The sequence below is a fragment of the Embleya sp. NPDC056575 genome (assembly GCF_042793325.1).
Taxonomy (GTDB): Bacteria; Actinomycetota; Actinomycetes; order Streptomycetales; family Streptomycetaceae; genus Embleya.
The window spans coordinates 206,935-233,551 of sequence record NZ_JBHTVA010000004.1 but is presented as its reverse complement, the minus strand read 5'-3'; the positions used below and the strand labels follow the sequence as shown (position 1 = coordinate 233,551).

Genomic DNA, 26,617 nt, shown 5'->3' with positions numbered 1-26,617 from the left:
CGGGCGTCGATCCGACGTTCGAACCCGTTGGTGCTCGGGTCTACCGGGCCAGGGCCGCCGACGTCTCGGCGAGTTCGGCGCGGTACTCGATGCGCTCGGACCACGCGGCGGGCCAGGCGTCGATGCCGTGCGCGGCACCGATCATGGCGCCGGCCAACGCGGCGATCGAGTCCGAGTCGCCGGAGGAGCCGGCCGCCCGGGCGACGGCCGAGCGCGGGTCGTCCGGATACAGCACGACGCACAACACCGCCGTGGCCAGCGCCTCCTCGGCGATCCACCCGGCACCGGTGATCCGACACGGGTCCGCGCGGCGGTCGCCCTCCGCCACGGCCTGGTCCAACCGGTCGAGCACGGCCAGGCACTCGTCCCAGCCGCGCGCGACGAACCCCTCCGGGGTGTCGGCGAACGGGCCGCGCCACAGGTCGTCGCCGAGCCAGTCGCCCCGGTACACCTCGCGCCGCGCCTCGGCGTGCGCGCGCAGCAGGGCGGGGAGTTCGGCGATCGGCGCGCCGGTGCGCAGCGCGTGTACGGCGGTCGCGGTCAGGTCCGAGGCGGCCAGCGCGGTGGGGTGTCCGTGGGTGATCGCGGACTGGAGTTGGGCGGCGCCGCAGCGGTCGGCCTCGTCGACGCCGTCGAGCAGGCCCAGCGGGGTGACCCGCATGTTGGCGCCGCAGCCCTTGGAGCCGCGTCGGGTGGCGTCGGGCCAGGCCCGCCCGGCGGCCAGCTCCGCGCACGCGGACATGCATGTGTGGCCCGGCGCGCGGGTGTTGTCGGGGGAGTCCCACCAGGCCAGGAACCGGTCCACCAGGAGCGGGGTCAGCCGCTCGGCGGTGAACGCCCCGCCGTCGGCGCGCGCGTCGATCAGCGCCCGGGCCACCGCCAGGCCCATCTGGGTGTCGTCGGTGACCTGGGCCGGCGTGCCCTCCAGGTCCATCGGGCCGGGCAGGTCGTACCGGCGCACGATCTGCGCGTACGACAGGAACTCCGTCGGCGCGCCCAACGCGTCCCCGTACGCCAACCCGAACATGCTCCCGCGCACCCGCTCCGCGTTCCCCACCATGCGATACCACCCTTCGTCGACCGCCCACCCTGCCGGCCCGGTGTGCCGAGGGCCGGCCGCTTTCCGCCCACCTGGGCCTGCGCCCACCCCCCGCGCCCGCCCGCCCGCACGTTCGTCCGACCCGGGACTCGCTCTCCCGGGTTCGGCTCGGGGAGGGTTGGAAACGGCCGAATCGGGGCGAAACTCGGAGGATGGACGTACTTTCCGGTCGTATCCTGCTGCGCCCCGCCGATCCCGAGCGTTCGCTGATCTTCTATCGCGACGTGCTCGGCCTCGCGATCGCCCGCGAGTTCGGTACCGGGATCCATCGCGGGACGGTGTTCTTTCTCGGCGGCGGCTTCCTCGAGGTCTCCGGCACCGCGACCGGCGGCGGGCCCGGGGGCGAGGATCTGCGGTTGTGGCTCCAGGTGCGGGACCTGCCGGCCACCCACCGCGAACTCGTGGACCGCGGCGCCACCGTGCTGCGCGCACCGCGCCGCGAGGAGTGGGGGCTCGACGAGATGTGGATCGCCGATCCCGACGGTGTACGCATCTGTGTGGTGCAGGTCCCGGACGAGCACCCGATCCGGTATCGGCCCGGCATCTGACCGTCGGGCGCGCCGCGTTCCGTGCCCCGCGCGCCTCGGTCGCGTCGACGGGGCCGGGCGGATTCGTCGACACCTCTCGACGCCCCTTGACGGCCCCACGGCGGCGGCGACACACTCAAGCTACCAGCCGGTAACAATTCGACGATGTCCCGGGGGCCCGCCACCCATGACCGCCTTCAGCCTCGCCCTGAACGAGGACCAGACCACCATCCGCGACTGGGTGCACACCTTCGCCGCGGAGACCATGCGGCCGGCCGCCGCCGAGTGGGACGAGCGCGAGGAGACCCCCTGGCCGATCATCCAGGAGGCCGCCAAGATCGGACTCTATTCGCTGGACTTCTTCAGCACCCAGGCATTCGACCCCACCGGCCTGAGCATTCCGCTGATCATGGAGGAACTGTTCTGGGGCGACGCCGGGTTGGGCCTCGCGCTGTCCGGTACCGCGCTCGCCGCGGCGGGCCTGGTGGCCAACGGCACCCAGGAGCAGATCATCACCTGGGCACCCGAGTTGTTCGGTACTGCCGACAACGTCCGCGTCGCCGCGTTCTGCTCGTCCGAGCCGAACGCCGGCTCCGACGTCTCCTCGATGCGCACCCGGGCCGACTACGACGAGGCGACCGGCGACTGGACCCTCAACGGGGTCAAGACCTGGGCCACCAACGGCGGTATCGCACACGTGCACGTCGTGGTCGCCACCACCGACGCCACGCTCGGCTCGCGGGGCCAGGCCAGCTTCGTGATCCCGCCGAACACGCCGGGACTGTCCCAGGGACAGAAGTTCAAGAAGCACGGGATCCGCGCGTCGCACACCGCCGAGGTGATCCTGGACAACGTCCGGGTGCCCGGCGACTGCCTGCTCGGCGGCAAGGACAAGCTGGACGAGCGGATCGCGCGGGCCAGGTCCGGCACCTCCGCGCGCTCGAACGCGGCGATGGCCACCTTCGAGTCGTCGCGCCCGGCGGTCGCGGCCCAGGCCGTCGGCATCGCGCGCGCCGCATACGAGGTGGCGCTGGAATACGCCCAGATCCGCGAGCAGTTCGGCCGGCCCATCATCGACAACCAGGGCGTCGCGTTCACCATCGCCGACATGCGCACCCGGATCGACGCGGCCCGCCTGCTCACCTGGCGCGCCTCGTGGATGGCCGCGACGAAACAGCCGTTCACCGCGGCCGAGGGCTCGATGTCGAAGCTGTACGCGGGCGAGACCGCCAAGTGGGTGACCGCGGCCGCGATGCAGATCCTCGGCGGCAACGGCTACACCCGCGAATACCCGGTCGAGCGCATGCACCGCGACAGCGCCATCTACACCGTCTTCGAGGGCACCAGCGAGATCCAACGCCTGGTCATCGCCCGCACGTTGGCGGAGGTGCCGATTCGCTGACCCGCGTCGCGGCGGCCCCGCGCCGCGTCGTCGGGCGGGGCGTCGGGGCGGCGCCCCGCGGGCTCAGCCGGTCCAGACCACGTTCATCACGGTGACTCGGACGCGGTTGTCCTCGATCACGAAGGTGATGAAACCGAAGGCCCCGAACGCGACTTCGCGCATGGTCTTGAGACCACTGTGCATCCGGCCCCCGACGCTCCACGGGTCACGCTCCAGCGCACTCTCCAGGTCGTTGAGCGCGGCGACCGCGGGCTGTGGCAGGCCCGCCTTCTGCCGGGCGGCGGGCACGTCGTACACCACGCGGTAGCTCATGTGCGCCTGGTCTCGGCGGCGGGCACCGTTTCCAGTTCCTCGCCCGCGTGCAGCCGGGCGGCCCGTTCGAGGACACGTTCGTAGTCGCCGGTGCGGCGCAGGATCAGGTGCCGCTGCCACCCGGCGAGCAGATCGGCGAGCAGGGCCAGTTGCCCGGTGTCGTGGGCGTGGGCGAGGGCGGCGGCGAACTCCCGCTCGAACTCGGCGCGTACGTCCTCGGGCAACTCGGCTCGGATCTCGGCCGGTGACGGCCAGCGGGCACCCCCGACCCGGATCACCAGGTCCGGCGTGCGTGGTTCGGGGATCGTCGTGTCCATGCCCTCAGCGTGCCGGCTCCGCCGGGTCGGCCGACAGCCGGCGCGCGACGATCGGCCGTACGCCCGGCGAAGCGCGGCCCGTGCGCCGGTTCAGGACGCCGGGCCCGGCTCGGGGGCCGGTTCCGGCTTGTCCGGGGGCGGAGGTGTGCCCGGATCGGGCGGCAGGGGCTCCGGGCCGGGTTCGGGCAGCGGGTGGGGGAGGGGCATCGGCGGCACCGGAGGCAGTGGGTTGGGCCACGGGTCGGTCACGGCGACCTCCAAGCAGGTAGCGCGTCGCGGTCGCGACGTCGCCACCCGGATACCCGCCACGACCGATCCCATCTCCCGGCACGGCGAACACCCGGACGCCGCCGCCCCGACCGCACGGCCGACACCCGCCACCACCGGCCGGCCCTACGCCGGCTCGAACGCCGCCCCGGTCACCCGCACCGCCCGACCGACCCACGCGTGCGTGCGCATCGACGCCAGGACGTCCGCGTCGGTCGAGGAGGCCACCGAGCGCACCCCGCCGCCCTCGCCCGCGCCCTCGACCACCACGATCGCCACCGCCGGTTCGCCCCCGTCGAAGGCCACCGTGCAGCCCACCACCCGCGCCGGGCCCGCGTACTCCGGGTCCACCGGGCGGGCGGGCAACTCGGCGCTCACGTCCACCGCGCGAAAGCCGCCGGGGGCGGGGCGTGTCGACCACAGCGCCCCGGCCTGCTTGGTCACCATGCCCGACACACTGGTGACCAGCCCGTCCCCGCCCTCGCGCACCCGCCGGGCCACCTCGACGGTGGCGTGCAGCGCGTACGTGTTGAGCGGACCGCCGGCGAAGGCCATGCCGCCGGTCGTGGTCAGCTCCCGATCGGCGCGCCCGGTCAGGCCCAGTTCGTGCCGCTGGATCCGGACCGCCGCCGGGAAACAGCTGTACAGGTCCACATGCGCCGCGTCGGCCACCCCGGGGCCCAGCGCCGCGCCGACCGCCGCGAAGCCCGGCGAGCGGGCCGGGTCCGGCCGGGCCACCAGCGGCACCATCGTGTTGGACTCGGCCGCCACCGTCGGGAACACCCACCGCTCGCGCGCGACGCCGAACCGGCGCGCCGTCTCCACCGAGCACAACACCAGCGCGGCGGCCTGGTCGACGTTCATCTGCGAGCAGTGCCACTTGGTATAGGGGCTCGCCAGCCACGCGTTGCGCCCGACCGGGGCCAACAACTCGTCCTCGGAGACCGTGCGGCCGCGGATCGACCGCCCGCCCTCGGCGGCGACGGCGGCGAACTGCGCGCACAGCGCCGCGATCTCCCGGGCGTCCTGCGCCGGCGACACGCCGCGCGCGGCGCCGATCGCCGACTCCAGGACCGCGTACTGCCGGGCGGGCACCGCCAGATGGCGATCGATCTCGACCCGGGCCAGGATGTCCGCGCCCGGCGCCCACACCGTGTCCGGCACCCCGTCCGCGACCGGATCCGCCAACTCGACCCCGGCGATCCGGGCACGCAGCCGCCGATGCGCCGCCTCGCCGCCCACCACCAGGACCGCGTCCACCCGGCCGGCCGCGATGTCGGTGCTCGCACGGGTGAGCAACGACTGTTGGAGGACGCCCAGTTCGGCCAACGTGCTGTGCGTGTCGACAAGCTTGAAGCGCTCGGCCAGCCACCGCCCCGGATCGCCGTGCCGCCAGGTGCCGCGCGGCACCAGGACCCGCCGCACCGCCCCGAGCAGCCCGCCGAGCCCCTCGGCCGCGTCCTCGACGGCCCGCGCCATCAACTCCAACTCGCCCACCCCGGCCCCGGCCTCGGCCAGGCGCTGATCCGCCACCCCGACCCCGACCAGGACCGGCGTGCGCGGATCGATCCCGTCCAACCCCATCGACGCCCCCTCACACGCGCCGCCACCCGGCGCGCGCCGAAGCTAGCGCCGATGCCCGACGATCACCAGCGGCACGGGGAGCGGGCGGACGACCGAACCCGGTCCGCGGCCGGGGTGGGAGGTCCCGGGCGGCCTCGAGGCCGTCGTGCGGTGAGGTGGGCGGTTCGGCTGTTCGCCGGCGCGGGCATACGACAACCTTCCGGTGGTGTGGCCGAGAGTGGTGTGGCCGAGAGCGGTGCGGTCGGGAGCGGTGTGGCGAGGAGCGGGTGGATGAGCGAGCACGATCCGTATGTGCGTGTGCGCGGCGCGCGGGAGCACAATCTGCGGGACGTGGACGTGGACATCCCGCGCGACACGTTCGTGGTGTTCACCGGGGTGTCCGGGTCGGGCAAGTCCTCACTCGCGTTCGGCACGCTGTACGCGGAGGCGCAGCGGCGCTACTTCGAGTCGATCGCGCCCTACGCGCGCCGGTTGATCCAGCAGGTCGGCGCACCGCACGTGGACACGATCGACGGACTGCCGCCGGCGATCGCCCTGCGGCAGCAGCGGTCCGCGCCGACGTCGCGGTCGACGGTGGGCACGCTGACCACGTTGTCGAACTCGCTGCGGATGTTGTTCTCCCGCGCGGGAGAGTATCCACCGGGCGCGCCGAGGTTGGACTCCGACGCGTTCTCCCCGAACACCGCCGCCGGGGCCTGCCCGAACTGTCACGGGCTCGGGCGGGTGCACGACGTCGACGAGGCGTCGCTGGTCCCGGATCCGGACCTGTCGATCCGGGACGGGGCGATCGCCGCCTGGCCGGGCGCGTGGTACGGGAAGAATCTGCGGGACATCCTGGCCACGCTCGGCTACGACGTGGACCGGCCGTGGCGCGAGCTGCCGAAGGCCGAGCGGGAGTGGATCCTGTTCACCGACGACCAACCGGTGGTCACCGTGCGTCCGGTGCGCGACGCGAGCCGGATCCAGCGCGACTACCAGGGCACGTACAGCAGTGCCCGGCGGATCGTGCTCAAGACGTTCGCGACCTCGAAGAGCGCGACGCAGCGCAAGCGGGTGGAGCGTTTCCTGCGCGGCGGGCCGTGTCCGGTCTGCCACGGTCGGCGGTTGCGGCCGGCCTCGCTGGCGGTGACGTTCGCCGGGTACGACATCGCCGCGCTCGTCGCGCTGCCGTTGACCGAGGCGGCCCGGGTGCTGGCCGAGGCGAAGCCGGACGGGGAGGCCGCCGCGACCATCTGCGCGGACCTGGTGGCCCGGATCGCGGTGCTGGTCGAGCTGGGGCTGGGCTATCTGGGCATGGCGCGCGAGACGCCGACGTTGTCCTCGGGCGAGTTGCAGCGGCTGCGCCTGGCCACCCAGTTGCGGTCCGGGTTGTTCGGGGTGGTGTACGTGCTCGACGAGCCGTCGGCCGGGTTGCACGCTGCGGACACCGAGGCGCTGCTCGTGGTGCTCGACCGGCTGCGGGCGGCCGGCAACTCGCTGTTCGTGGTGGAGCATCGCATGGCCGTCGCGCGCCGGGCCGGATGGCTGGTGGACGTGGGGCCGGGCGCGGGCGAGGGCGGCGGCCGGATCCTGTACAGCGGCCCGCCGGCGGGGTTGCGCGAGGTGGCCGACTCGGCGACGCGCCGCTTCCTGTTCCCGGCCGGCCCGCCGGAGGTGCGCGAGCCGCGGCAGGCCGGCGCGTGGCTGACGTTGACCGGGGTCACGCTGCACAATCTGCGCGATCTGGACGTGGCGTTCCCGCTGGGCGTGTTCACCGTGGTCACGGGGGTGTCGGGGTCGGGCAAGTCCAGCCTGGTCGGCGGGGTGCTGGCCGAGGTGACGGCGGCGCACCTGGGCACCGGGCCGGAGCCGGACGAGGACGACGGGCCGGTGTCGGGCGAGGTGCGCGCGGTCGAGGGACTGGGGGCCATCGACCGACTGGTGCGGGTGGACCAGAAGCCGATCGGGCGCACGCCGCGCTCGAACCTGGCCACCTACACCGGGCTGTTCGACACCGTACGCCGGTTGTTCGCCGAGACCGACGCGGCGCGAGAGCGCGGGTGGACCGCGGGCCGGTTCTCGTTCAACGTGGCCGAGGGGCGCTGCGAGACCTGTGCGGGGGAGGGCTTCGTCGCGGTCGAGTTGTTGTTCCTGCCGGGCACGTACGCGCCGTGTCCGACCTGCCACGGCGCCCGGTACGACCCGGCCACCCTGGAGGTCGCCTATCGCGGGCTGAACGTGGCGGACGTGCTCGGGCTGACCGTGGACGACGCGGCCGACTTCCTGGCCGACGTGCCCGCCGCCGCGCGCAGTCTGACCACGCTGCGCGAGGTGGGCCTGGGCTATCTGCGCCTGGGCCAACCCGCGACCGAGCTGTCCGGCGGCGAGGCGCAGCGGATCAAGCTGGCGAGCGAGTTGCAGCGGGCCCGACGCGGGCACACGCTCTATGTCCTGGACGAGCCGACGGCGGGTCTGCATCCGGCGGATGTGGAGTTGCTGATGCGGCAGTTGCACGGTCTGGTCGACGCGGGCAACACGGTGGTGGTGGTCGAGCACGACCTGGACGTGATCGCCGGCGCCGACTGGCTGATCGACCTGGGGCCGGGCGGCGGCGTGCACGGCGGGCGGATCGTGGCGAGCGGGGTGCCGGGGGAGGTGGCGGCGCGGGGGGTGGGGGTGACGGCGCGGTTCCTCGGCGGGCGGTGACGGGCCGGTCAGGCGGCGTCGGGCCCGGCCAGGAACGCCAGCAGGGCCGCCGGGTCCTCGCTCGCGCACGCCGCGCGCACGGCCGCCTCGTGTGCCTCGGCCAGCGCGTTCAGCCGGGCGAGTCGGTCCGTACCGCGCCGGGACAGATGGACCGTGATCCGGCGGCGGTCGGCCCCGGATTGGCGGCGGTAGATGTGGCCGCCGTCCACCAGCGCGTCCACGATCCGGGTCAGCGTGGCCTGCGGGATCACCAGGGCCCGGGCCAGTTCGCCCATCGACCGCCCCGTGCCGTCGCCCAGGGTGCGCAACACCAGCCACTGGTCGAGGGTGCAGTCCTCCTCGGTCAGGGCGACGGTCAGCGTGCGGGTGAGTCGGCGCTGCGCGACGGTCAGCGCCTCGACCAGAAGCGGCGGTGCGACGGCGCGTTGCGCGAGTTCGCCGGCGGACATGCTGATCACCCCTTCACCGGACCGTTCTCAGGAGCATACTTACTCGCCTGATGAGCGTCGAGACAGTCCTGATCGAGCCGCTCGACGCGCTGTATTCCGACCGGAATCCCCAGGTGCTTCGAGTGGGCCTCGTGGTGCCCCAGTCCGGTGCGCTCGGCATCATCGGCCCCTCCGCCGTGGATGCCGCGCTGCTCGCGGCGCACGAGATCAACTCCGCCTGCGGAGTGCGCGACCGCCGGCTCGAACTGGTGCTGGTGGACGCCGGCGTCCCGCCCGCCGAGGTCGCCGCACAGGTGCGACAACTCGCCGACGCCGGGGCGGTGGAGGCGCTGGTCGGCTTCCACACCAGCGACGTGCACCGCGCGATCGAGGCGGTGGTGACCGGACGTGTGCCGTACATCTTCACCCCGCCGCACGAGGGCGGTCGCCGGCTGCCCGGCGTGGTGTGCACCGGGGTGGACCCGATGCGGCAGCTGCGCGAGTCGATCGGCTGGTTGACCCGGCAGCACCGGCTGCGCCGTTGGGCGTTGATCGGCAACGACTACATCTGGCCGCAGGCCACCCACCGTGCGGCGGCCCGGCTGATCGCCGAGGCGCGCAGCAGTGTGGTGTACGAGCGGCGGGTCGCCTTCGGCGCGGTGCGCGAGGGGCTGGACGAGTTGTTCCAGGGGCTGCGCACGACCGGGGCCGACGCGCTGCTGCTCAGCCTGATCGGGCGGGACCTGGTCGACTTCAACCGGGCGCTGCGGCACGCCGGTCTGGACCGGATCCTGGTGCGGCTTTCCGGGTCCCTGGAGGAGAACGGCCTGTTGGCCTACGGCGGCGACGACACCGGCGGGATGTACGCGGTGATGCAGTCGTTCGCGTCGCAGACCGACGATCGCCGGCTGGGGCTGGCCGAGCGGCACCGGGCGCTGTTCGGGCCGGACGCACCGGTTCTGGACGCCTACGCGGAGGGGCTGTACGACGGGCTGCACCTGGTCGCGGCGCTCGCGTCGTGGAACGCGCTGGGCCCCAACGGGTTGGCGGCGGCGGTGCATCGCCTGCTCGACGGGGACCCGCAGGGCACCCGGGCGGCCTGGGCGCGGTCGCCGCTGGGCCCGCCGCGCAGGCAGGTGTTCCTCGCGCGGGCGGAGGGGTTGGATTTCGCCGTGCTTCCGCGCCGCGAAAGTACTTCCATTTGGAAATAACTGGATCTAGGGTCTCTCCGAGACCCCTCGGGGTCGTCCCGAGGAGAGATCACCATGAGCGAAGTCCCCGCGCCCGAATCCGCCGCGAGACCCGGGTCCACCGGCAGACCCGACCCGACCGGTGGACCCGAGTCGATCGAGAAGTACGGCTACAAGCAAGAGCTCCGCCGTTCGCTGAGTTTTCGCGACCTGCTCGTCTACGGCCTGGTCTTCATGGTCCCGATCGCGCCGTTCGGCATCTTCGGCGGCGTGTTCCAGGGCTCCGGCGGCATGGTCGCGCTCACCTACATCATCGGCATGGTCGCGATGATGTTCACCGCGCTGTCCTACGCGCAGATGTCGCAGGCCTTCCCGATGGCCGGATCCGTGTACTCCTACGCCGGTCGCGGCATCGCCGCCCCCGTGGGCTTCCTGGCCGGCTGGATGATCCTTCTCGACTACATCCTCGTCCCCGGCCTGCTCTATCTGATCGCCGCCGTGGCGATGAACTCGCTGGTCGGCTCGATCCCGGTGTGGATGTGGGTGGTCGGCTTCGTGCTGCTGAACACGGCGGTGAACTACCTGGGCGTGGAGATGACCGCCAAGGTCAACAAGATCATGCTGATCGGCGAGCTGATCGTCCTGCTGCTGTTCGTGGTCGTCGGCGTGGTCGCGCTGATGGACGGCAAGGGCCGGGGCTTCGACTTCACCCCGCTGTACAACGGCGACACCTTCTCCTGGAGCCTGGCCTTCGGCGCCGTCTCGATCGCGGCGCTGAGCTTCCTCGGCTTCGACGGCATCTCCATGCTGTCCGAGGAGAACAAGGACTCCGCCAAGGCCATCGGCCGCTCGATGGTCGCCGCGCTGCTGCTCGCCGGCACCCTGTTCATCGTGCAGACCTGGGTGGCCTCGCTCCTCGTGGAGGACCCCAAGGCGCTGATCGCCAACGGCGACCCGGACGGCACCGCGTTCTACGACGCGGCCCGGGTCGCGGCCGGCGGCTGGCTGGCCAAGCTCACCGCCGTGGCCACCGCCATCGCATGGGGCTTCGCCAACTCGCTGGTCGCCCAGGCGGCCACCTCACGCCTGCTCTACGCGATGGCCCGCGACCGGCAACTGCCGTCCATCCTGGCCAAGGTGCACCCCAAGCACCGGGTGCCCGTCAACGCCACGCTGCTCACCGCCGCCATCTCGCTCGCGCTCGGGCTGTACACCAGCACCCGCGACGACGGCATCACCAAGCTGAGCAGCCTGGTCAACATCGGCGCGCTGACCACCTTCCTCGTCCTGCACGTCTCGGTGGTCGTGCACTACCTCGTCCGGCACAAGAGCCGCGACTACTGGCGACACCTGATCGCGCCCTCGATCGGCTTCGCGATTCTGGCGTACGTCGTCTACAAGGCCGACGATGACGCGCAGCGCCTGGGCACGATCTGGTTCGCGATCGGCCTCGCCCTGCTCTCCGGTCTGGTCCTGGCGGGCCGCCGGCCCAAGATCTCCGCCATCGATTCGCTCGAGGAACCCGTATGACCCTGCTCGAAGTCGTCTCGCTACGGCCGACCTACCACCAGTACGCCTACACCTTCGGCGGTCGCCGACCGCTGGTGACGGTGCGCCCCGGCACCATCGTCGAGTTGTCCACCGAGGACTGCTTCGGCGGCAACGTCAAGGGCTTCGACGATCTGCCCAGCGCGGTCTGCGAGTTCCCCTACCTCAATCCCGTCACCGGCCCGATCGCGGTCGAGGGCGCCGAGGTCGGGGACACCCTCGCGGTGCACTTCGTGGACATCTCGCCCGCCCGGGACTGGGGCATCTCCAGCACCTTCCCGCACTTCGGCGCGCTGACCGCGACGTCGACCACCGCGATGCTGCACGCGCCGCTGGAGGAACGGGTCTGGGTCTACGACCTGGACGTCGAGGCGGGCGTCTGCCGCTTCCGGGCCCGCAAGAGCGACTTCTCGGTCGAACTGCCGCTGGACCCGATGCACGGCACCGTCGGGGTGGCGCCGGCCGGCGGCGAGACGCTGATGTCGATCACCCCGGGGGCGCACGGCGGCAACATGGACACCCCCGAGATGCGTGCCGGCACCACCGCGTACTTCGGCGTCAACGTCGCGGGCGGCATGCTCTCGATCGGCGACGGCCACGCCCGGCAGGGCGAGGGGGAGGTGTGCGGGACGGCGGTGGAGGCCGCGATGCGCACGGTGATCGTGGTCGACCTGATCAAGGGCGGCGCACCCGTGTCGCCGCGCCTGGAGAACGACCACTACCTGATGACCACGGGCTCGGCCCGCCCGCTGGAGGACGCCTACCGGATCAGCCAGCGCGACCTGGTCGACTGGACGGCCGCCCTGCTGGACCTGGACCTGCTCGACGCCTACCAGCTGGTCAGCCAGGCCGGCCTGGCCCCGGCCGCCAACGTGTGCGACACCAACTACACGATGGTGGCCAAGCTCCCGAAGGCGACGCTGGGCCGACAGCGCGCCTACGAGGGGCGGCACGACCACCTGCGCGCGGTGGCGGGGGCGTACCTGCGGGAGCGCTGAGCGCGTCGGATCGGGGCGCGGCGCCCACACCCGCGGCGAGCGCGCCGCGACATCGACTCCGGGACCGGAGAGGCCATCGGTCCCGGCACCCGGCGGCGTGCCGCCCCCGCGCCGGGTGGAAGGGGACATCCCCGGGCGAATCGCGTCCGCCGACGCTCGTCCCCCCGGGGCCCGGGGATGTCCCAGGGGCCGGGAGCCTCCGGCTTCCGGTTTTTGGCTAGAACGACGCGGACTCGCACGCCGAATCGCTGATCAGGTATGTCCGCCCGCCGGTGTAGTACTTTCCGTTCACTTTGGTGCACCACTTTTGATTACCGGCGCGGTTCGGCGCGGCCGCGGTGTCGGAGATGTGCGGCGCTGCGATCACGCCGGTCTCCGTGTCGCCCTCGAAGGCGCCGTCGGCCGTGATCGTCACCGTGATCTCCACGTCGGCCCACGGCGTGCAGTAGGCATGACCTGTCGCATAGACGGTGCCGTTGCGGTAGAACGGCGTGGCGGCGACCGCGTAGCAACTGGTGGCCGCCGTACCCGAGGTGCCCGCCTGTGCGACACCGGATGCGGCGATCGAACCGGCGACGGCCGCGACACACACCAATCCGGCGGCTGCTTTGCTCCTCATGGATTCCTCCTGTCGAGAGTTGCGAGGGACTGCACGGCAGGCTTTCGCCCCTCGACGGGTGAAGCAACGAAAACCGGCTGTCCCGGACAGTCGCCGACCGTCCGCGCTGGTCAGGGCCCTGTCCTGATCGTGTTCCGGACACAGCAGCCGCAGCGGATACCGGATCCACGGCCGAGAGGGCGGTCGGGTCGCCCGCGAAAGCGCCCGCGGGTCGGGAATTCCTCGGGTGTCGTCGTGTTGCCACTCGTGTGAACGTGTTTTCGCCGCAGGTCCGGTTCTCCGTCCTCGATCGATCGTTGACGCTCCGCGGCGAGCACCCCGCCTCGGCGCTGCGGCACGCGGTGGCCTTCGCCCGGGAGGTGGAGCGGCTGGGGTATCACCGCTTCTGGGTCGCGGAGCACCACAGCGTGCCGGGGGTCGCCGGGTCGGCGCCCACCGTGCTGGCCGCCGCGGTGGCGGCGGCGACCGAGCGGATCCGCGTCGGCACCGGCGGGGTGATGTTGCCCAACCACCAACCGCTCGTGGTGGCCGAGCAGTTCGGGGTGCTGGAGGCGCTGTACCCGGGGCGGATCGACATGGGCCTGGGGCGCTCCGTGGGCTTCACCGACGGGATCCGCGCGGCGCTGGGGCGGGGCAAGGACGCGGCGGAGGACTTCCCGGAGCGGTTGGCCGAACTGCTCGGCTACTTCCTGGGCACCCAGGACGCACACCCGGGCGTACACGCGCGCCCCGCCGAAGGGCTGCGTCCGGCGCCGTTCGTGCTGGCCACCGGGGCGGGCGCGGATCACGCGGCAGCGGCGGGCGTACCGCTGGTGGTGGCCGCGGCGATCGGCGAGGAGCGCGTGCTGCGCGCGATCGAGCGCTACCGGACCACGTTCCGGCCGTCCGCCTGGTCCGCGCGACCCTACGTGGTGCTCGCCGGCCCGGTCGCGGTCGCGGATACCGCCGAGGCGGCCGACGACCTGCTGCTGCCCGAGGCGTGGGCGGCGGCCTATTCGCGCACCCGCGGCACCTTCCCGCCGCTGATCCCGGCCGAGGAGATCCGCGCCGCCGCGCTCACCGCACGCGAGCGCGAACACCTGGACGCCGCGCGGCGCGACGGGATCGCCGGCACGGCGCAGACCGTCGCGGCGGACCTGGCGGCCCTGCTCGCCCGCACCGACGCGGACGAGTTCCTGGTCACCACGAGCAGCCACGACCGGGCCGGCCGCGCCGACTCGGCCCGGCGCCTGGCCGAACTCGCGGGCATCGCACCCCGGATCCGCGCGGGCGCGACACGCTGAATCGGGGGATCGGCCCCGTTCGTACCGGACCTCCGGCGGCAGCCGGCGGGCGTTGCTACCGTGGTGCGGCTCGAGTGGTCGTTCCGCGGGGAGGTTTCGAGCGATGGCCCATGTCGGCCGGCAGCCGGACGTACGTCCACACCCGAACCCACCCGGGACCGGGCCCGGTCACGCGCCGGTGGAGACCGCCGCGCAGATCGAGCGGCGCTGGATCGCCAACATCGCCTCCGTGGTGGTCCCGGGCGTGCTCGCGCACCGGATGTTGCGGCCGACGCACCGGATCGGCAAGCCCGACGGGCTGATGGGCAACCTCAACCGGGTGCGTGCGTGGCTCGGGCTGATGATCGTGCTGGCGGTGTTCCTGCGCGGGCTCTACCAGGAGCGTAAGCAGGGCTCCGGCGAGTCGGCCACCACGACCCGGATCCAGGGTGCGCAGGTGGTGGCCGAGGTGGCGTCGGCCATGGTGCGCCGGATGGTCCTGCTGCCGGTGTACGGGATGATCGGCATCGTGCTGATCGGCTGCCTCCTGGTGCTCTTCGCCCGGCCGCACCTGCGTTCGCTGACCATGCGTCAGTTGATCCACCCGGTCCGCTCGGTCGGGCTGTTCCTGGTGGTCCCGGTGGTCGGCGTCGCGGTGGCCTGGGGCTGCCGCAGGGGCGCGGGCCTCGGAAGCAACACCAACACGCTGCGCACCGACGGCACGATGGTGCAGCTGGTGCTGTCGTGGGTGTCCATGGTCGTCGGCATCTGGGTGTTCGGTTTCGCCGTGGTGGCCATCTGGCAGGTGGCCCAGCACCTGTTCTCGGCGGCCGACGGCCACCCGATGTTGCCCGCGCTGATGGCGATGTGGCTGGCCTGGACCTTCACCCTGACCGACCTGCTGATCAAGACGGACAACCCGCTTTTCGCCGGCTCCGACATCGTGCCGGACAACATCAAACTCCCGGTGGGCGTGGGCGGATCGCTGATCATCACCGCGCTGAGCGTGTGGGAGATCCGCCGCCTCGGCCGCTGGAACGGCATCACCTGGCGCAGCGGCCCGTGGGGGTCACGCTCGCCACAGAGCCGGAGCCTCACCCGCTAGCGCTTGATCACGCCCCCGGCGGTCGCCCCGGCACTCGCCCGGCGCCACCGCGGGCGGGTCAGGACGATCTGCGGGTGCTGGTGATCAGGCGGTAGCCCAGGCCGGTGGTGGTTTCGTCGACCAGGAACAGGCGGCCGTCGTGCTCGAACGGCTTGGGCATCGCCTCCGCGAGCGAGACGCCCAGGCGCAGCGGGTATTCGTCGAGGACGGTGATGTGGCCGTCGTTCGGGTCGAAGCGGACCAGGCGCGGTGGTTTGCTGCCCCGGGCGTTGACCCATACGCGCAGGGCGCCGTCCGGCTCGACCGCGATCGGGGCGGCCTTGCTGTCCACGCTCAGGCCGACCACCTTGACCGCGGCGGGCAGTTCGGAGATCCAGCGCACCCGCCCGCTCGCCCGGTCGATCGCGATGATCTGGTTGGCGCCGGGGGAGGACGAGGCGTGCACGGACCGGCCGTTGTTGCCGGGGACGTAGATGGTGCGCTCGTCGGCGAGCAGGCGCGGGGCGGTGCCTCGGGCGTCGCCGACCAGGGGATTGCCGGTTTCGATCGGGTACGCGGGTTCGCCGCGATCGGTCAGCACCGTGGGTCGGGTCGCACCGCCGGTGCCGGTCGGTTCGTTGACGATCACCGGCGAGGTGGCCACGACCGGGGAGGCGCCGGGCGGGCCGCCCTTGGGCAGGGTGTGTGTCCAGGCCGGCTTGCCGGTCGTGGGATTTAGGGCCCAGACCGTGTCGGCGCCGGCGCACTGTCCGTTGGCGACCAGGGCCGCGCCGCCGCGGAATCCGGTGACCCGGCAGCCGGCCGCCACGGTGTTCGCGGTCCAGAGCTGGGCGCCGTCCCTGATCCGGAACGCGGTGTCGCCGCTGACCGCCACGCCGTGTGAGACGGCCACCCGCTCCTGGGCCGGGGCGTCCCTGGCGGTGCGCGGCTTGCTCCAGACCTCGGTGCCGGAGGTGACGTCGATGCCCGCGACGCGGTCGCAGGCGGTGCCGACGCCGTAGACGATCACCGCGATCGTCCCGTCGGTGTCGGCGCCGGCGGCGCACATCGAGGCGCCGCCCGGGAGCGGCTTCTCCCAGGCGGTGGCCCCGCTGTCGACGCGGTACGCCACCACACGGGCGCGCTCCGAGCGGACCACGGTGTCGCCCTGGAACCAGGTGCCTTCGAGGGTACGGGCGTCCTTGGCCGCGCTCGCCGGGGGCTTGGGACCGTCCCGGCCCTCCTTCAACGCCCAGGAGACCGCGACGTGTTCGCCGGAGTTGGCGTAGTCGTTGCCGTCCTTGACCGCCTGCCGGACCGCGCCGACGCCGGCCACCGCCAACACGGCGAGGGCCAGGAGCGCGCTGCGGAGCAGGACCGGGCGATCACGCCGCGCCCGGACCCGGTTGGGGTCGAGCGGCGGGCCGAAGACGAAGTGGTGGTCCGAGGGCGCCGGTTGCAGCGGCATCGGGGACGACGGGGGCGTCGGTGTCGGGCCGCCGGGGCCGTAGGGCGGTGGCGAACCCGGGCCGGCCGGGCCGCCGGGACCGGCGTGCGGGCCGGCCGGGGGATGGGTGTCGTACAGCGGCAGATTGGGGTTCGCGACGAAACCGCCGCCGCCGGAGGAATGGGGATACGGCGCCGGGCGGGTGTGCGGTTGTGGCCGCGCCTGGTGCGGGACGTGCGGTTGGGCCTGCCCCTGGGCCGGGTTGTGCGGCTGCGCCTGTCCCTGGTGTGGGATGTAGGGCTGCGGCGGGCCCTGCCCCGGGGGCGGGGCGAAGCCGGGGCGGCCCGACGTGTTCGATCCGGGCGGCCCGAACGGCGGTGGGTCGGCCGGGGTCGGCTGCGGCGGGGCGAACGGTGGTTGCTCGGAGGAGGCCGCTCGGGCACGGCGGTGCTCGTCCCACGGGTCCTGCGGATCGTTCGGGTTCTGCGGGGTGCTCACGCGGCGGCTCCCGAGGTGCCTGGTATCACCGGGGCGCCGAGGCCGACCTCGTGCGGGCCCGGCAGGTCCTTGAGGTCGCGGCGGTCCACGTGTCCGACCGACTGGCCGACGTTGTGCAGCCACAACACGAGGAAGGTGATCACCGCGGCGGAGGCGGCGGTGACGAGTACGCCCACCACGATCACCAGGACCTTGCGCGGCGCGGCCGGCCCGCGGGCCGGAGCGGGTTCCGGCGGCGCGCCCCACGGCGTCGGCGTCGGTCCGGCGGCCTGTCGCCGCGGTGGCGATGACTGCGTCATGACGATCGTGCCCCCCGTGTCCCGTTCCCTGTTCACCTCGTGCCGCCGCCGTCGCCGATCCGTTCCCGATCCGTCCCCGACACGACATCGCGTCGATTACCGTACCGATCCCGGCCGTCCGCCGCCGACAATCCGGGCCGGTTCGAGGGTGGACCCGCCCCGGCCGAGGGAACCGCCCGGGTCGGTCGGGCGTCGGACCGGCGTCGGACCCACCGTCGCGGCGACGCCTCGGTGGGAGAGGATGTGATTCCGGCGTCGTCCGTAGGCGCCGCATCGTAAGTCGTAACGGGGAAGTGGATCCGTGTCGTTTCAGCAATCGCCGGGCGGCGATCAGCCGCAGCAGCCCCCCGGCGGGCCATATGGTCCGCCGCCCGGTCCGTACGGGGCACCGCCGCCTCCCGGCCAACCGTATGGCGGCCCCTACGGTCCGCCCGGCCCGCCGTACGCGGGCGGGCAGCCCGGCGCCCATCCCTACGGCGCCCCGCCGCCCCCGGGCCAGTGGGGCCAGGGGCCCGGATACGGCGGACCCCCGCCGCCCGGGCAGCCCAAGCGCAAGGTCGCGATCGTCGTCGGAGCCGTGGTGGGCGTGCTCGCCGTGGGCACCGTCGCGGTGCTGGGCGCCACCGGCGCGTTCTCGTCCGACGACGACAAGGACCCGGTGGCGAAGCCCACCTCGTCGGCCCAGACCTCGGGCCCGCCGACCACGCGGCCCACCTCGCCCGCGCCCGCGCCGCCGGACCTGCCCACCACCCGCCCGCCGAGCACGACCTCGGCGCCCCGGCGCACCGTGGACACCCCCGACAGGGCGGGTGGGCTGAACAAGATGGACGACGACGCGTATCCGGCGCAGAAGTCGCTCCGCGACGGGGCCAGGCCCGGTTCCAAGGTCGCCGCTTACGGTGCGGCGGGCGCGAGTTCGCCGAGCGCGGTGGTCATGGTGATGGCGAACCCGGCGCCGGGTCAGTCACCGATGACGACGATGGATCAGATCATCGCCGGCATGCGGGAGGGCGCCGACGAGAAGTCGGCGGACCTGGGGACCGTGCGCGAGATGGGCGCCGGCTCGATGGGCGGCGTGTTGCGCTGCACCACCATCAAGTCCGGCGGCAAGGCGCTGCCGACCTGCGTATGGGCCGACGCGGACACCGTGGGCGTCGTGTACGGGATGACCGCCAAGACATTGGACGAGACCGCGGCGCAGACCCTGCGGCTGCGCCCGGACCTGGAGAAGTGATCGAGGGGTAGCACGCGACCTCGACCTCCCGATCGGGCCCACGGGTCCGACCCGCCGGGTACTCCGAACACTCCGTACGCCCCGGCGACGCCCGCCGTCGCCGGGGCGTCGTCGTACGCCCGCGCACACTCCCGCCGCATCCGGACACGCCGAAGCGACCGACGGCGGCGGGCGTCGTCGGTGCGGAGGGGCCGGCCCTCGCGGACTCGCCCCCGGCAGCCCGGCCCCCGACGAGCCCGGCCCCGACCGGGCCGCAGGCGGCCCGCGGGGTCGGACCCGGGTCGGTCAGGCCGTCCCCGGAGCCGCCGGGATCCGGCTCGTCATGCGCTCCATCCCGCTGATCCAGTTGTCGCGCAGCGCCGCCGTGGCCGCCGGGACGTCGCCGGCACGCAGGTGCTCGGCGATCCGGCAGTGCTCCTCGGCCTCGCGCTCCAGGAGGGTGTCCTCGCCCGCGATCAGGTGCGTGTAGCGGCGCATGCCCGCCTTCACGCTGGTCACCAGATCGAGCAGCCGTTCGTTCGGGCACCGGCCGAGCAGCAGGTCGTGCCACTCGTCGTCGTGCCACTCGATCTCCGACTGCTCCGCCACCGGATCCGGGAAGCCCCGGGCCAGCCGCAGCAACTCCGGTGCCATCTCCCGGAGTTCATCCGGGTCGGAGAGCTCCAGGGCGAGTGACTCCAGGCCCGCGACGATCTCGCACAGCTCGCGGAACTCCTTGCTGCTGACCGGCGCGAACCGGAAGCCGCGCCCCTGATTGCTCTCCAGGACACCTTCGCCGGCGAGGGTGATCAGGGCTTCGCGCAGGGGGGTGCGGCTCACGCCCAACTCGGCGGCGAGCACCACCTCGTTGATGTCCTTGCCCGCCGCGAAGTCGCCCCTGTCGAGGCGCAGAAGCAACTCCTCGCGGATCTGCTCCCGCAGAGGTCGCCGCTGGATACCCATGTGTCGGTTACTCCTCGTGTCGATCGTCGCCGATATCTGGTGCTTGACATGTCACACCGTAGCCACCTTGAATTATGAATACAGAATACATGAACGGAGATCAACGTGCGGTTGACGCGAGTGCCGGGATTGCTGTTCGGAGGTGACTACAACCCCGAGCAGTGGCCGGAGGAGGTCTGGGCCGAGGACGCCAAGCTGATGGTCGAGGCCGGCGTGAACATGGCGACCGTCGCGGTCTTCTCCTGGTCACGTCTGGAACCCAGGCCGGGGGAGTACGACTTCGGCTGGTTGGACCGGGTGCTCGACCTGTTGCACGAGCACGGCATCGCCGCCGACCTGGCCACCGCGACCGCCACCCCGCCGCCCTGGCTGGTGCGCGAGCACCCCGAGACGATGCCGGTGGACGCGCACGGCACCCGGCTCGAATTCGGCTCGCGGCAGGGCTACTGTCCCAGCTCGCCGATCTTCCGCGCGGCCACCGTCCGGCTCGCCCGGGCGATGGCGGAGCGTTACGGGAACCACCCCGCGCTGGCGATGTGGCACATCGGCAACGAGTACGCCGACCACACACTGGAGTGCTTCTGCGACGAGTCGGCCCGGCACTTCCGCCGCTGGCTGACCGATCGCTACGCCGACATCGACGGCCTCAACGCCGCCTGGGGCACCTCGTGCTGGGGCCAGCACTACACCGACTTCGGCCAGATCAACCCCCCGCGCGTGGCACCGGGGCCGATCAACCCCGCCCAGGTGCTCGACTGGCGGCGGTTCTGCTCCGACGCGCTCCTGGAGTGCTTCGAGGCGGAGAAGGCCGTGCTGCGCGAGGTCACCCCCGACATCCCGGTGACCACCAACTTCATGAGCATCCTGCACGGCCTGGACTACTGGAAGTGGGCCGCCGCCGAGGACTTCGTCAGCGACGACGCCTACCCCGACCCCGCCGACCCGACCTCGCACACCGGCATCGCGCTCAGCTACGACCTGATGCGCTCGCTCAAGCGGCGCCCGTGGCTGCTGCTCGAACAGGCGCCGAGCGCGGTCAGCTGGCGCGAGGTCAACGTGCCCAAGCCGCCCGGCAAGATGCGCCTGGACAGCCTCCAGGCGCTCGCCCACGGCGCCGACGGCGTGATGTTCTTCCAATGGCGCCAGGCGCACTACGGCCCCGAGAAGTTCCACTCCGCACTCCTGCCGCACGGCGGTGTCCGGACCCGAGGATGGCAGGACACGCTGCGCCTGGGCGGCGATCTGGGCAAGCTCGCCGAGATCGCCGGCACCCACGGCCGCGCCGACGTCGCGCTGGTCCTGGACTGGGACTCGTGGTGGGGCCTGGAGGCCCCCGAGTCGATGCCCACCAAGCGGCTTGCCCTGCTGCGGCTGATGCGCGGCTGGTACGCACCGCTGCACGCGCTCGGCATCACCGTCGACCTGACCCCGCCCGACCGCGACCTGTCCGACTACCGCCTGGTGATCGCGCCCAACCTGTACATGTGCACCGAGGAGAGCGCGGCCAACCTGCGCGCCTACCCCGGCGAACTGGTCGTCGGCCCGTTCAGCGGCGTGGTCGACGCGGCCGACCGGATCCACCCCGGCGGCGCCCCCGGCCCGCTGCGCGAGCTGCTCGGACTGAGCGTCGACGAATTCTGGCCGCTGGCGGACGGTGTCGAGCAGAGCGTGCGATACGCCGACGGCACCTCGGGCACCGCGACCCGCTGGGCCGAGTGGATCCGTACCGAAGGCGCCGCCGCCATCGCCGAATACGCCGACGGCGACCTCGCCGGACAACCCGCGATCACCCGCCTGGGCCGCGTCACCTACGTCGGCTGCGCCCTGGAGGACGTCACCCCCGTACTCACCGACGCGCTGGCCCGCGCCGGCGTACGCCCGGTCGCCGACCTGCCCCCCGGCGTCGAGGCCGGGCTGCGTACCGGCCCCGACGCCGACTACCTGTTCCTGCTCAACCACGGCACGACCACCGCGGCACTGACCCTGCGCGCCCCCGGCACGGACCTGCTGACCGGGCGCGACCTGCACGGCTCGATCGAGATCGGACCCAGGGACGCCGTGGTGCTGCGCACCGCTCACGAGGGAGAGAAGTGACCCACCCCTATATACCCAATGCCGAGCCGGCCGTACGGGCCGAGATGCTGGCCGCCATCGGGGTCGAGTCCGTCGAGGACTTCTACGCCGACATCCCCGCCGCGCTGCGCCTGAACCGCCCGCTCGACCTGCCCGCGCCGATCGCCTCGGAACACGAACTCGTCCGGCACATGGGCGCGTTGCTCGCACGCAACACCGACACCACCGAGGTGCTGAGCTTCCTGGGCGGCGGCTGCTACCCACACCACGTGCCCGCCGTGTGCGACGAGGTCAACACGCGCGGCGAATTCCTCACCGCCTACGCGGGCGAACCCTACGAGGACCACGGCCGCTTCCAGGCGATCTTCGAGTACGTCAGCATGATGGCCGAACTCCTGGAAATGGACGTCGTCAACGTCCCCACCTACGACGGCTTCCAGGCATCCGGCACCGCACTGCGGATGGCCGCCCGCTACACCGGCCGCTCCACCGTCCTGGTCACCGCCGCGATCGGCGCGGACAAGCTGAGCAAGTTGCACGACTTCCTCGCGCCCGACATCGAGATCGCCACGATCCCGGTCACCGAGACCGGCGAGGCCGCCGCGTTCACCGTCGACGACACCGTCGCCGCGGTCTACCTGGAATACCCCAACGCGTACGGCGTGGTCGAGACCCGGATGGCCGAGATCGCCGAACTCGCGCACGCCCAGGGCGCGTTGCTCGTGGTGAGCGCCGACCCGATCGCGCTCGGCGTGCTCGCCCCGCCCGCCACGCTCGGCGCGGACATCGTCTGCGGCGACATCCAGTCGCTCGGCATGCACCAGAGCTACGGCGGCGGCCACGCCGGCTACATCGCCACCCGGGACGAACCGCGCCTGGTCGCCGAGTTCCCCTCCCGCCTGTTCGGCATCGCGCCCACCGCGGTGCCCGGCGAATACGGCTTCGGCGACGTCTTCTACGACCGCACCTCCTTCGCGCTGCGCGAGGAGGGCAAGGAATGGGTCGGCACCGCCGCCTCCCTGTGGGGCATCACCGCCGGCGTCTACCTGGCCCTGATGGGCCCGGAGGGCATGCGCGAGCTGGGCGAGACCGTCCTGGCCCGGACCCGCTACGCGATGGACGAACTCGGCGCCGTACCCGGCATACGGGTACTGCACCCCGAGGGTGTGCACTTCCGCGAGTTCGCCGTCGAGGTGGCCGACGCCGACGCGCTGCTCACCGCGCTGCGCGCGCACGACATCTTCGCCGGTGTGCGCCTGGACGCCGGCACGCTGCTGGTCTGCGTGACCGAGCGGCACTCCAAGGACGACATCGACACGCTGGTGCGAGCGGTACGAGAGGTGCAGGGCTGATGGGTGCCGTCGGAGAATCCTTCGCGAAGTTGCCGATCGAGGCCAAGCCGCCGCTGCGCCGGTTCCACCAGGCGCGCTGGGACGAGCCGATCATCTTCGAGCTGTCCAGCCCCGGCCGGCGCGGCATCGGGGTGCCCGAGGCGGGCGTGCCCGCCGTCGAGCTGCCGGCCGCGGTGCGCCGCCAGGCACCGCCCGCGCTGCCGGAGATGTCCCAGCTGCACGTGCTGCGCCACTACGTACGGCTGTCCCAGCAGACGCTGGGCGTCGATGTCAACATCGCCGTCGGCCAGGGCACCTGCACGATGAAGTACAGCCCCAAGGTCAACGACCGCTTCGTCGCCGACACGCGGATCGCCGAACTGCACCCGGCCCAGCCCGAGGACAGCGTGCAGGGCGTGCTGGAGATCTACTGGCGCATGGAGCGCATGCTCGCGGAGATCTCCGGTCTGCACCGGGTCAGCCTCCAGCCCAACTCCGGCTCGGCGGCCATCTACACCAACATCGCGATGATCCGCGCGTACCACGCCTCCCGGGGCGAGGGCGAGCAGCGCGACCAGGTGATCACCACGATGTTCTCGCACCCCTCGAACGCGGCCTGCGCCAAGCTCGCCGGGTACGAGGTGATCACCCTGATGCCGGACGCCGAGGGCCACCCGGACATCGAGGCACTGCGCGCGGCGGTCGGCCCGCGCACCGCGGCGCTGATGATCACCAACCCGGAGGACACCGGGATCTACAACCCGCGGATCGCCGAGTTCGTCGAACTCGTGCACGGCGTGGGCGGGTTGGCCTGCTACGACCAGGCCAACGCGAACGGCATCCTGGGCATCACCCGGGCCGCCGAGGCCGGATTCGACCTGTGCCACTTCAACCTGCACAAGACCTTCTCCACCCCGCACATGTGCGGCGGGCCGGCCGCGGGCGCCAGCGGTGTGGCGGAGAAGCTGGTGCCGTTCCTGCCCGGCCCCACCGTCGAGTTCGACGGCGAGCGCTACTTCCTCGACGCCGACCGGCCGCAGTCGATCGGCAAGGTCCGGCCCTACCTGGGGGTCACCCAGAACGTGGTGCGCGCCTACGCGTGGATCATGGCGCTGGGCGCCGAGGGCCTGCGACAGGTCGCCGAGACGGCGGTGCTGAACAACAACTACCTCCAGCACAAGATCCTGCAGATCCCCGGCGCCTCCGCGCCGTGGGGCAGGCGCCGGCTCGAGCAGGTGCGCTACTCGTGGGAGGAGTTGTACGAGGAGACCGGCGTGCACTCGGAGGACATCGGGGTGCGTGCGGCCGACTTCGGCGTGCACTACTGGACCAGCCACCACCCGTACCTGGTACCCGAGCCGTTCACCCTGGAGCCCACCGAGTCGTACTCCAAGGAGGACCTGGACGAGTACGCCGCGATCCTCGCGCACGTCGCCGAGGAGGCGCGTACCGACCCGGAGTTCGTCAAGGGCGCGCCCTACAACCAGACCGTGCACAAGATCGACCCGACGTGCCTGGACGACCCGGAGCAGTGGGCGCCGACCTGGCGGGCGTACGTCCGTAAGCACGTGTCGTGAGAATCGGCCTGATCGTGAACCCGGTCGCCGGCCTCGGCGGCGCGGCCGGGCTCAAGGGCAGCGACGGCACCGAGGTACAGCGCGAGGCGCTGGCCCGCGGCGCCACCGCCCGGGCGGGCGAGCGTGCGGCGGCGGCGGTGCGCGCGCTGCTCGCCGCCCGCCCGGACGCCACGGTGGTCACCGTGCCGGGCGCGATGGGGGAGGCGGCCGCGCGGGCGGGCGGCGCCGAGCCCGAACTCGCCGCCTTCGCCCCGGGCGAGCCGTCCTCGGCCGGCGACACCCGGGCGGCGGTCCGCGCGCTCGCGGCGGTGGACGTACTGCTGTTCGCGGGCGGCGACGGCACCGCCCGGGACGTGCTCGACGCCGAGCCGGACGTGCCCGTGCTCGGCATCCCGGCCGGGGTCAAGGTCTACTCCGGCTGCTTCGCGGTCGGTCCGGCGGCGGCGGGCCTGGCCGCCGCCGAGTTCGCCGGGAACACCACCGAGGCCGAGGTGGTCGACCTGGACGAACAGGCCTACCGCGAGGGCCGGGTCAGCCCCCGGCTCTACGGCACACTCACCGTGCCGACCGCCCGGGTCCGGCTCTCCGGCCGCAAGACCGGCTCCACCACCGCGGCCCCGGCCACGGTCGAGGGCATCGCCCGCGAGGTGGTCGCCCGGATGCGGCCCGGCGTGCGCTACATCCTGGGCCCCGGCAGCACCACACGCGCGGTGGGCCGGGCCCTGGGCAGCGAGGGCACCCTGCTCGGGGTGGACGTGATCGCCGACGGCGTGCCGATCGGGATCGACGTGAGCGAGCGGGCCCTGCTCGACCTGGTGGACGGGCACGAGGTGGCCGCGGTGGTGTCGGTGATCGGCGGCCAGGGCTTCGTGCTCGGCCGGGGCAACCAGCAGATCAGCCCCCGGGTCCTGGCCCGGGTGGACGAACTGACCGTGCTGGCAACGCGGGAGAAGCTCGCCGCGCTCGGCGGCCGGCCGCTTTTGGCCGACACCGGGGACCCGGCCACCGACGCCCGACTCGGGGGCTATGTCCGGGTGGTCACGGGCTACCGCGAGAGTGTGCCCTATCGAATTGTTCCTGCTAGTGAGGAGAGCGTCGGATGAACGGGATGACTGGATCCCTGCACGGCAAGGTCGCCATCGTCACCGGCGGCGGCTCGGGCATCGGCCGCGCCACCGCGCTGATGTTCGGCGCGGAGGGCGCCGACGTGGTGATCGCCGACATCGACGCCGCGGCCGCGACCCGCGTCGCCGAGGAGATCTCGGCGCAGGGCGGCCGGGCGGTGGCGGTCAAGGCCGACGTGTCGGCCGAGGCGGACTGCGTGGGCGTGGTCGCCGCGGCGGTGGAGACCTTCGGCGGGCTGCACGTGCTGTTCAACAACGCGGGCATCATCCGGCGCGCCGACGCGATCGGCACCTCCGTCGACGAATGGGACCGCGTGATGGCGGTCAACGTGCGCTCGGTGTTCCTGATGTGCAAGCACGCCGTGCCCGCGATGACCGACGGCGGCTCGATCGTCAACACCGGCTCCGGCTGGGGCCTCAAGGGCGGCGGCAACGCGATCTCCTACTGCGCGTCCAAGGCCGCGGTGGTCAACATGACCCGCGCCCTGGCGATCGACCACGCCGCAGCGGGCATCCGGGTCAACTCGGTCAACCCCGGGGACACCGACACCCCGATGCTCCGCGAGGAGGCCCGGCAGCTGTCCGAGGACTGGGCGGCGTTCGAGGCCGACGCGGCCGACCGCCCGATGGGCCGCGCCGGCCGGCCCGACGAGATCGCCCGCGCGGTCCTGTTCCTCGCCTCCGACGCGGCGAGCTACATCACCGGTACCGCCCTGGTCGTGGACGGCGGCGGCCTCGCCTAGTCCGGGCCCCGCCGCTCCCGAGGACGG

At 72.8% G+C, this 26,617-nt stretch carries 23 protein-coding genes; 14 read left to right on the top strand and 9 right to left on the bottom strand.

What is annotated here, in order from left to right; all coding sequences use genetic code 11:
* Positions 1-40: 40 nt before the first annotated feature.
* Positions 41-1,060: an ADP-ribosylglycohydrolase family protein gene (locus tag ACFRCG_RS04495; protein ID WP_380028676.1), complete on the bottom strand. Its 1,020-nt coding sequence runs from the start codon at positions 1,058-1,060 to the stop codon at positions 41-43.
* 191 nt (positions 1,061-1,251) lie between these two features.
* Here ACFRCG_RS04495 and ACFRCG_RS04490 point away from each other — a divergent pair, with 191 nt between their 5' ends.
* Positions 1,252-1,647, top strand: a complete 396-nt coding sequence (locus ACFRCG_RS04490; protein ID WP_126639908.1) for a VOC family protein — start codon at positions 1,252-1,254, stop codon at positions 1,645-1,647.
* A gap of 166 nt (positions 1,648-1,813) precedes the next feature.
* Positions 1,814-3,028 (top strand): acyl-CoA dehydrogenase family protein, encoded by a 1,215-nt coding sequence (locus ACFRCG_RS04485; RefSeq protein WP_380028674.1) that lies wholly within the window; start codon positions 1,814-1,816, stop codon positions 3,026-3,028.
* Between the two features lie 63 nt (positions 3,029-3,091).
* On the opposite strand, the gene ACFRCG_RS04480 is transcribed toward ACFRCG_RS04485, so the two are convergent.
* The 3 genes from ACFRCG_RS04480 to ACFRCG_RS04470 form a co-directional block, all read right to left on the bottom strand.
* A complete protein-coding gene (locus ACFRCG_RS04480; protein WP_380028672.1) occupies positions 3,092-3,340 on the bottom strand; it encodes a type II toxin-antitoxin system RelE/ParE family toxin in 249 nt (82 codons plus the stop codon).
* Positions 3,337-3,657 (bottom strand): DUF6247 family protein, encoded by a 321-nt coding sequence (locus ACFRCG_RS04475; protein WP_126639905.1) that lies wholly within the window; start codon positions 3,655-3,657, stop codon positions 3,337-3,339. Before ACFRCG_RS04475 ends, ACFRCG_RS04480 begins: the two co-directional genes overlap by 4 nt.
* Before the next feature lie 393 nt (positions 3,658-4,050).
* Positions 4,051-5,508, bottom strand: a complete 1,458-nt coding sequence (locus tag ACFRCG_RS04470) for a hypothetical protein (RefSeq protein WP_380028671.1) — start codon at positions 5,506-5,508, stop codon at positions 4,051-4,053.
* 270 nt (positions 5,509-5,778) lie between these two features.
* On the opposite strand from ACFRCG_RS04470, the gene ACFRCG_RS04465 reads away from it, so the two are divergent.
* Positions 5,779-8,193 (top strand): ABC transporter, encoded by a 2,415-nt coding sequence (locus ACFRCG_RS04465; protein WP_380028670.1) that lies wholly within the window; start codon positions 5,779-5,781, stop codon positions 8,191-8,193.
* Positions 8,194-8,201: 8 nt separating this feature from the next.
* On the opposite strand, the gene ACFRCG_RS04460 is transcribed toward ACFRCG_RS04465, so the two are convergent.
* Positions 8,202-8,642, bottom strand: coding sequence for a MarR family winged helix-turn-helix transcriptional regulator (locus ACFRCG_RS04460; protein WP_380028798.1), 441 nt, complete (start codon positions 8,640-8,642; stop codon positions 8,202-8,204).
* 50 nt (positions 8,643-8,692) lie between these two features.
* On the opposite strand from ACFRCG_RS04460, the gene ACFRCG_RS04455 reads away from it, so the two are divergent.
* From ACFRCG_RS04455 to ACFRCG_RS04445, 3 genes are read left to right on the top strand one after another with little or no spacing between them, the layout of a single operon-like run.
* Positions 8,693-9,832: a substrate-binding domain-containing protein gene (locus ACFRCG_RS04455; protein WP_380028668.1), complete on the top strand. Its 1,140-nt coding sequence runs from the start codon at positions 8,693-8,695 to the stop codon at positions 9,830-9,832.
* A gap of 54 nt (positions 9,833-9,886) precedes the next feature.
* Positions 9,887-11,341: an APC family permease gene (locus ACFRCG_RS04450; RefSeq protein WP_380028666.1), complete on the top strand. Its 1,455-nt coding sequence runs from the start codon at positions 9,887-9,889 to the stop codon at positions 11,339-11,341.
* A complete protein-coding gene (locus ACFRCG_RS04445; RefSeq protein WP_380028664.1) occupies positions 11,338-12,357 on the top strand; it encodes an acetamidase/formamidase family protein in 1,020 nt (339 codons plus the stop codon). The genes ACFRCG_RS04450 and ACFRCG_RS04445 overlap by 4 nt, the downstream gene beginning before the upstream one ends.
* 217 nt (positions 12,358-12,574) lie before the next feature.
* Here ACFRCG_RS04445 and ACFRCG_RS04440 read toward each other — a convergent pair whose 3' ends face one another.
* Positions 12,575-12,976: a hypothetical protein gene (locus ACFRCG_RS04440; RefSeq protein ID WP_380028662.1), complete on the bottom strand. Its 402-nt coding sequence runs from the start codon at positions 12,974-12,976 to the stop codon at positions 12,575-12,577.
* Between the two features lie 248 nt (positions 12,977-13,224).
* Between ACFRCG_RS04440 and ACFRCG_RS04435 the strand changes: the two genes are divergently transcribed.
* Positions 13,225-14,259, top strand: a complete 1,035-nt coding sequence (locus tag ACFRCG_RS04435) for an MsnO8 family LLM class oxidoreductase (RefSeq protein ID WP_380028660.1) — start codon at positions 13,225-13,227, stop codon at positions 14,257-14,259.
* Between the two features lie 103 nt (positions 14,260-14,362).
* Positions 14,363-15,343, top strand: a complete 981-nt coding sequence (locus ACFRCG_RS04430; RefSeq protein ID WP_380028658.1) for a hypothetical protein — start codon at positions 14,363-14,365, stop codon at positions 15,341-15,343.
* A 58-nt stretch (positions 15,344-15,401) separates the two neighbouring features.
* On the opposite strand, the gene ACFRCG_RS04425 is transcribed toward ACFRCG_RS04430, so the two are convergent.
* Positions 15,402-17,267, bottom strand: coding sequence for a PQQ-binding-like beta-propeller repeat protein (locus ACFRCG_RS04425; RefSeq protein WP_380028656.1), 1,866 nt, complete (start codon positions 17,265-17,267; stop codon positions 15,402-15,404).
* Positions 17,264-17,566: a hypothetical protein gene (locus tag ACFRCG_RS04420; protein ID WP_380028654.1), complete on the bottom strand. Its 303-nt coding sequence runs from the start codon at positions 17,564-17,566 to the stop codon at positions 17,264-17,266. Before ACFRCG_RS04420 ends, ACFRCG_RS04425 begins: the two co-directional genes overlap by 4 nt.
* Positions 17,567-17,867: 301 nt before the next feature.
* On the opposite strand from ACFRCG_RS04420, the gene ACFRCG_RS04415 reads away from it, so the two are divergent.
* A complete protein-coding gene (locus tag ACFRCG_RS04415) occupies positions 17,868-18,800 on the top strand; it encodes a hypothetical protein (protein WP_380028652.1) in 933 nt (310 codons plus the stop codon).
* 285 nt (positions 18,801-19,085) lie between these two features.
* Here the strand turns inward: ACFRCG_RS04415 and ACFRCG_RS04410 are convergent, their stop codons facing one another.
* Complete coding sequence (locus tag ACFRCG_RS04410; protein ID WP_126639895.1) at positions 19,086-19,742, bottom strand: GntR family transcriptional regulator; 657 nt, start codon at positions 19,740-19,742, stop codon at positions 19,086-19,088.
* Positions 19,743-19,847: 105 nt separating this feature from the next.
* Between ACFRCG_RS04410 and ACFRCG_RS04405 the strand changes: the two genes are divergently transcribed.
* The 5 genes from ACFRCG_RS04405 to ACFRCG_RS04385 are packed head-to-tail and all read left to right on the top strand — an operon-like array spanning position 19,848 to position 26,590.
* On the top strand, positions 19,848-21,836 hold the full coding sequence (locus tag ACFRCG_RS04405) for a beta-galactosidase (RefSeq protein ID WP_380028650.1): 1,989 nt from the start codon (positions 19,848-19,850) through the stop codon (positions 21,834-21,836).
* The gene (gene gcvPA, locus ACFRCG_RS04400) at positions 21,833-23,167 is read left to right on the top strand and encodes an aminomethyl-transferring glycine dehydrogenase subunit GcvPA (RefSeq protein ID WP_380028648.1); all 1,335 of its coding nucleotides are present in this window, start codon (positions 21,833-21,835) and stop codon (positions 23,165-23,167) included. The genes ACFRCG_RS04405 and gcvPA overlap by 4 nt, the downstream gene beginning before the upstream one ends.
* Positions 23,167-24,723 (top strand): aminomethyl-transferring glycine dehydrogenase subunit GcvPB, encoded by a 1,557-nt coding sequence (gcvPB, locus tag ACFRCG_RS04395; protein WP_380028646.1) that lies wholly within the window; start codon positions 23,167-23,169, stop codon positions 24,721-24,723. The genes gcvPA and gcvPB overlap by 1 nt, the downstream gene beginning before the upstream one ends.
* Positions 24,720-25,826: an ATP-NAD kinase family protein gene (locus tag ACFRCG_RS04390; RefSeq protein WP_380028643.1), complete on the top strand. Its 1,107-nt coding sequence runs from the start codon at positions 24,720-24,722 to the stop codon at positions 25,824-25,826. The genes gcvPB and ACFRCG_RS04390 overlap by 4 nt, the downstream gene beginning before the upstream one ends.
* Positions 25,823-26,590, top strand: coding sequence for an SDR family NAD(P)-dependent oxidoreductase (locus ACFRCG_RS04385; RefSeq protein WP_380001770.1), 768 nt, complete (start codon positions 25,823-25,825; stop codon positions 26,588-26,590). Before ACFRCG_RS04390 ends, ACFRCG_RS04385 begins: the two co-directional genes overlap by 4 nt.
* Positions 26,591-26,617 lie beyond the last annotated feature (27 nt).